Raw genomic sequence first — 6,000 nt, 5'->3', positions numbered from 1 at the left:
GGTAGGTGTCCCACCACAGCGTGGGGTCCGTCTGCCAGGAGGTGTCGCCCGCGGGGATGCCCTTGACGTCGACCACCTGGAACGGGTTGACGTGGAAGTGCATCGGGTGCTGGAAGTCGTCCTGGTTCACCAGGCGCCACTCCTCGACCGTTCCCGCCTCCACCTCCTGGTCGATGCGGTCCATGTCGAAGGGCTGACCGTCGATCAGGAACCGGGCTCCCCCGCCGGGCACGTCCGAGCGTTCGCGGGACAGGATCAGCGTGCGGCGGCGTGCGATCGGCAGGCGGGGCATGCACGGCGGGTCCACCAGGCGCTGCGGGATGCAGCCCGAGGCCCGGGCGCCGCAGACCTCCAGGGTGCCCAGTTCGAGTGCGGGGCGGTCGGTGCGGGCGGGGCCCTGCCGGTAGGGGGCCGCGTAGATGCAGTGCCGGCCAGGCTCGCCGCCGCGGATCAGGAATTCCGCGCGGTTGCCCGGGGCCAGCAGGATCGAGGGGACCTGGCGCGGGCAGGCGAAGGGGATGCCGTCCTGGCCGATCCAGTACAGCGTGTGGCCGTCCACGTGGAGCCACATCTCCCGGTGCGGTGCGGCGTTCAGCACCCGCCAGCGCTGCACTTCTCCCGGGCGGATGTTCACGACCGGCCGCAGTCCGCCGTTGAGCGGGAACAGCATTCTGGCCGGCACGACGGGGTCGGTGGTGAACGGGTCTTCCATGGTGAAGGGGTCGTCGCCGGCGGTCGGCATGATGGACACGGTCGGGTTCTCGCCGTGTTCGTCCACCCGCACGGCGTTGATCACGATGACCCGCTCGCGCATGTCGGCGATCTCCGGCACCCGGTCGACCGCTCCCTCCACCACGAGCGGGCCGCACAGTCCTGACCAGCCCTGATGCGTCGTCGAACCGTGGTGGTGCGGGTGGTACCAGTACAGCCCCGGCGGCTGGTCGGAGGGGATGTCGTACACGTACTGCCGGCTGCCCCCGGGCGGCACGCTGACGTACACGTTGTCCGAGGCGCCGGAGGGAGAGACCTGCAGGCCGTGCACGTGCAGGTTCGTCGTCACTGCGTCGTGTATCAGGGATTGACGCTCGCGTGCGGGCAGGCAGCCGGCCGCATCCTGCTCCGTGCACACCGGCGGTACCCCGGACGGCTCCATCCGGTTGCACAGGAGCACCCGCATCCGGTCCCCGGCCCGTACCCGCCACATCTCGCCCGGCAATCGGCCGTTGTAGACGTCGAGGCCGAGCCGTCTTCCCCCCACCACCGGATGGCCGCCCGCCACCGTGAGGGTGTGGTTCAGGATGCCTGAACGGCTGTAGACCACCGGCAGGTCCGCCAGTTCCTCCCCCGCCGCTCCCGTCCCCAGTGCGCCCGTCGGGTCCGGCACCCCGGCCGGCGACGCCCATGCACCCGGTATCCCCATACCCCCGGCTATCCCCGCGCCGATGCCCACCATCCCTCCCCGCAACACCCCGCGACGCGATACGCCTCCACCACCACCCGCGTTCATCCCACACACTCCCCTAACCCGTCCTCATCCATATAACTGATCACAAGACGGTCACATACCATCACAAACCCGCTCCGCCAACCACCGCAGACCATGACAAATCGACCAGCTTGTCGGCGGCCCTGACAGGCAGTCCGTATCGCCCATCCGTGGGACTTCCGCGGGGGGCGGCGGCGCGCTCGGCGCCGCCGCCCGGGACGGCTACGGCAGCCGGATCGACTGGGCGTGGCGGAAGACGTCGCGCGGGTCCCACGTCGCCTTGGCACGCTGCAGGCGCGGGTAGTTGCCCTTGTAGTAGAGCTCGGCCCACGAGGTCCTCGACGTGTTCCAGGCGGGGTCGCCCAGGTCGGTGTCGGGGTAGTTGACGTAGCAGCCGTCGTTGACATCGCCGGGGACCGGTACGCCGCCCGTGTCTGCGTAGACCTCGCGGTAGAGGTCACGGACCCATGCCAGGTTCCGGGCGTCGTCGGCCGCGTCGGTCCAGAAGGCCATGTACTGGAGCTTGAGGACGGAGTCCCGCTGGGGGACGGCGGTCGTGTCGGGGGCGACGGCGTTGATGCGGCCGCCGTAGGAGTCGACCTGGACGAGGGCGTCGGGGTTGCTGTAGTCCGTACGGGACAGGTGCTTGTACAGCGCCTTGATCTGCGCGTCGGTGAAGCTCTTGCGCATGTACGCGGACTTGTACTTGCCCCGCAGCGTGGGGTTCGCGCCGCTGAGGGAGTCGGTGGCCAGGAACCAGGGCAGCCGGCGCGGGGCGGAGAACTGCGGCATGGCCGCGTGTTCGCCCATGCGCTGGGTCATGGCCCGGCCCTCGGCGCCCACGCCGTCGAGGATCTCGGTCAGGTAGCGGTCCAGCATCGCGCGGGCCCCCGGGACCGTTGCGTCCATCTGCGTGATGAGGCCCACCTGACCGGCGGAACGGTGGGTCAGCTTCAGCAGGCCGAAGAGGGAGTTGTACGGGGAGTCGGGGGCGCTGTTGCGCTCGTGCCAGGCTCCCCAGTTCTTCAGCAACCGGGTGAAGGACTCCTCGTCGAGGTCGTCCCAGTGCAGGGCCGCGGCGTGCAGGAGTACCTCGGACGGCGGACGGGGCAGCAGGTGGGAGGGGTCGGTGCCGCTTGCGTCGGGCGAGCGCAGCCAGTAGCGGGTGATGACGCCGAAGTTGCCGCCGCCTCCGCCCGTGTGGGCCCACCACAGCTCCCGGTTGGGGTCGTTCTTCTCCCGGGTGGCGACGACGGCACGGGCCGTGCCGTCCTTGTCCACGACGACGACCTCGACCCCGTACAGGTGATCGACGGTCAGGCCGTGACGGCGGGAGAGGAGGCCGTATCCGCCGCCGCATATGTGGCCGCCGGCACTGACGGAGTAGCACGAGCCTGCGGGCAGGGCCACGCCCCAGAGCTTGTACAGGGCCTCGTAGACGTTCAGGTTCGACGCACCGGCCTCGACGGCGAAGGCGCTGCGGGTCCGGTCGAAGTAGACCTCGGTCATCGCGGACATGTCGATGACGACCTGGACGTCCTTGTTGAAGACGAAGTCCTCGTAGCAGTGGCCGCCGCTGCGCACCGCGATGCGCTTCCCGGCCCGTACGGCCTCCTGCACGGCCGAGACGACCTGGCCGGTGGTCGTCACCAGGCGGACGTATTCGGGCTTGCCGACCCAGCGCTGGTTGATGCCGCGTATCAGGTCCGCGTACCGGGGGTCGTCCGGCTTCACCGTGACGGCGCCGGGTGTCGCGATGCCCTGCGGCGGGGCGGCCTGCGCGGGCACGGTCGACGTCGCGGTCAGTGCTGCGCCGACGGTCATCGCGGCGCCTCCGGTCAGCAGGCTGCGGCGCCCCATGAACGACGTACGGGCGGTCTCGGACACAACGTCCCCCCAGGAACATTCGAACAACGTACGACCGCATTCGATCATGAAAGCGCGGGTGCCCCCCAATCGACGGCCGGCCCCGCCGACAGCCGGGCCGCGCCACGCCGACCAGCGCCGTTACTCCCACCGCCGACGCCACAGGCCGATGGCGATGACACAGAGGCCGGGAAGGGCCAGCGCGATGTCCACGGTCCACTCCAGTGCGCTCGGGGCCCCGAGCAGGGTGCCGGACACGATCGCCAGGAACGGCAGCGTCAGCAGGAACCACCCGATCACGTACGGGAGCCGGAGCAGCAGGCGCGCTCCCCCGACGGCTCCGACGGCCACGCCCAGGATCCCCCAGGCACCCGCCAGCCTCCAGAAGAGGGACTCCTCCGGGGGAGCGAGGTATGTCTCGGTGTGGCCGTGCAGTGCCATCCGTATCGGCGCCCCGTGCCAGCTGCGGACCTCCGCACGGTCACCGGGGTGCGTGTCGCGGTACATGGGCCACTGCACTTCGTGCCACGTGTCGCGCCCGGCGAGAGCGATCCGCAGCTCGTAGTGCTGCGTGCAGGACCGGACGCCGTTGCTGTCCGTGGTGCAGGACTCGTCGACGTCCTTGCCCACGACACGGGCCGTGGATTCCTCGATGCAGTCGTCGGCCGTGTGGGTGCGGTGGTCGGGCGGGCAGGGGGCCGCGTGCCGGTATGTCACCGAGTTCCGGTACGACTCCTGCACCCATGGCACGCAGAGGACCAGCCCGCCGACGGCGGTGGCCAGGAGCAGCACGCGCAGCGCCGTGGCCGGCCAGGCGTGTCGCCGGACGTGCGGATGCTTCGGCTTCCCCATCGTCGGCCCCCTCCGCCGGCCGGGCGCACCTCGGCCCAGTCGGCCCAGGGTGCCCGTCCGTCACCGCCGCCGATAGACCGAGCGCAGCTCCTGGTTCTTGGCCGGGCCGGTGGTGCGCCACTGCAGGTGCCACTCGTCGGGGGAGACGACCGTGTACGTGCCGTTGTAGAGGTCCTGGCCGCATGGGTGGTGTGCGGTCCAGTGGCCGGTGCGCAGGTCCAGGTGGTGGAAGGGGCGGCCGTCGGCGAACGTCACTGCGGCCGTGCCGTCCGGTTCGGGCAGCATCCTGAGCGTGCGGCCGGCGCGGTTGACCGTGCCGTTCCAGCTCAGCTCGCCGTCCTCGGTGTGCAGTACGTGCGTCTCGCCGGCGGCGGGGCGGAAGGCGGCCGTGCCGTGGAACCACCCGTGGGAGCCGGTGTCCAGGTCGATCAGGGTGCGGTCGAGCGACCAGTGACCGGCCAGGTAGGCGACGGCGTCGGGAACCGGATGGCTGGTCGGTACGGCGGCGGGTGCCGTCCCCGGGACGGTGGCGTTCATGGCTTCATTGTCCCTTCTGCCCGGTGCGGGGGGTCGTGCCAGAATCCGGCGGGTGGTCACAGTCAACGGAGCGCCGGCTCCCTCCGCGTACCTGCAGTCCCTCGCCCTGGCGAACTACGGGCATTTCACCACGATGCGCGTGGAGAACGGAGGAGTCCGGGGCCTGTCCTTGCATCTCGACCGGTTGCGGCGCGACTGCCGTGCCGTATTCGGGACGGATCTGGACCCTGCGCGTGTCGTCGCGTACGTGCGGCAGGCGGTCGGTGAGCACGGGCCGGGGCCGGTCATGGTGCGCGTCACCGTCTTCGATCCGCACCTGGACGTGCTGGATCTCGGTGCACAGGCGGACCCGCACGTCATGGTGACGCTCCGGCCCGCCGGGGTGACGGCCCCGCCGCCGCTGAGGGCGAAGCCGTGCGCCTTCAGCCGTGACGCGGCCGCGGTGAAGCATGTCGGGCTGTTCAGCCAGTTCAGGCTGCGGCGGGAGGCACAACTGGCCGGATTCGACGACGCGTTGTTCGTCGGGCCCGGCGGGTGCGTCTCGGAGGGCGTCACGTGGAACGTGGGGTTCGTGGACGCGGCGGGGAGGGTGGTGTGGCCGGAGGCCGATGTACTGCCCGGGGTCACCCTGCAGCTGCTGCGGGCCGCCGATGCCGGGACGGCCACGGCTCCGGTGGCTGTCAGGGAACTTCCGCGGATGCGGGCGGCGTTCGCCACGAACGCGTCGGTGGGGGTGCGCGCGATCAGCGCGATCGGCGAGGTGACGTTCCCGGAGGAGGACGAGGCCGTCGTGCGGCTGCGTGAGCTGTATGCGCGTGTCCCGCTCGAATCCTTGTGACCCGGCTCCTCCCACGCCGGGCCGGATCGGATGCATGGCCAGATATCGCCCTACATGACAGAGTGGCCGGATTTAAGACCCTGATGTTGCCGGGGAGTTAACACAGGGACATGATCACTGCTCGTATCAGCCTGATCACTCATTCAGGAGCCGAGACGTGATGCGCAGAACCGTTCTCCGCGCCCTCACTGCCGTCGCCGTGACCGCGGTCCTCACCCTGCCCCTCACCCGCACCCCGGCCACGGGTTAGTTCAGCTTCCTCCTCGACGCGGGCATCGCACGGTCGGGCATCCCGGCCAAGTCCGCCTGGCCGACGCCGACTTCATGCGCTCCCGCCCGCGCGTCGGGATCCGCTACGGCGACCCCGACCACCCGGCCCTGACGTAGCGAGCCGTCGCAGCTCGCCGCGAACCCCTCCAAT

5 protein-coding genes are annotated in these 6,000 nt (G+C 70.5%); 1 reads left to right on the top strand and 4 read right to left on the bottom strand.

Annotation, left to right across the window (positions count from 1 at the left end; all coding sequences use genetic code 11):
- From ACWD4B_RS07745 to ACWD4B_RS07730, 4 genes are all read right to left on the bottom strand, one after another.
- On the bottom strand, positions 1-1,420 hold a 1,420-nt coding region (locus ACWD4B_RS07745; RefSeq protein WP_451419935.1), incomplete at its 3' end, for a multicopper oxidase family protein.
- A gap of 288 nt (positions 1,421-1,708) precedes the next feature.
- Complete coding sequence (locus ACWD4B_RS07740) at positions 1,709-3,346, bottom strand: FAD-binding oxidoreductase (protein WP_451419941.1); 1,638 nt, start codon at positions 3,344-3,346, stop codon at positions 1,709-1,711.
- A gap of 147 nt (positions 3,347-3,493) precedes the next feature.
- Positions 3,494-4,204 carry a hypothetical protein gene (locus tag ACWD4B_RS07735; protein WP_451419934.1) on the bottom strand — a complete coding sequence of 237 codons (711 nt, stop codon included), beginning with the start codon at positions 4,202-4,204 and terminating at the stop codon, positions 3,494-3,496.
- Positions 4,205-4,264: 60 nt separating this feature from the next.
- Complete coding sequence (locus ACWD4B_RS07730; RefSeq protein WP_451419933.1) at positions 4,265-4,741, bottom strand: DUF6314 family protein; 477 nt, start codon at positions 4,739-4,741, stop codon at positions 4,265-4,267.
- Positions 4,742-4,793: 52 nt separating this feature from the next.
- Here ACWD4B_RS07730 and ACWD4B_RS07725 point away from each other — a divergent pair, with 52 nt between their 5' ends.
- Complete coding sequence (locus ACWD4B_RS07725) at positions 4,794-5,579, top strand: aminotransferase class IV (protein ID WP_451419932.1); 786 nt, start codon at positions 4,794-4,796, stop codon at positions 5,577-5,579.
- Positions 5,580-6,000 lie beyond the last annotated feature (421 nt).

The organism is Streptomyces sp. NPDC002536 (assembly GCF_053594995.1).
Note: the sequence above shows the minus strand (reverse complement) of the source record. Positions and strands in the feature narration are given on the sequence as shown.

What these genes read in the sequence shown, in the direction of transcription:
- ACWD4B_RS07740 (WP_451419941.1), bottom strand. Translation starts at nt 3,346, where the DNA reads ATGGGGCGCCGCAGCCTGCTGACCGGAGGCGCCGCGATGACCGTCGGC.
- ACWD4B_RS07735 (WP_451419934.1), bottom strand. Translation starts at nt 4,204, where the DNA reads ATGGGGAAGCCGAAGCATCCGCACGTCCGGCGACACGCCTGGCCGGCC.
- ACWD4B_RS07730 (WP_451419933.1), bottom strand. Translation starts at nt 4,741, where the DNA reads ATGAACGCCACCGTCCCGGGGACGGCACCCGCCGCCGTACCGACCAGC.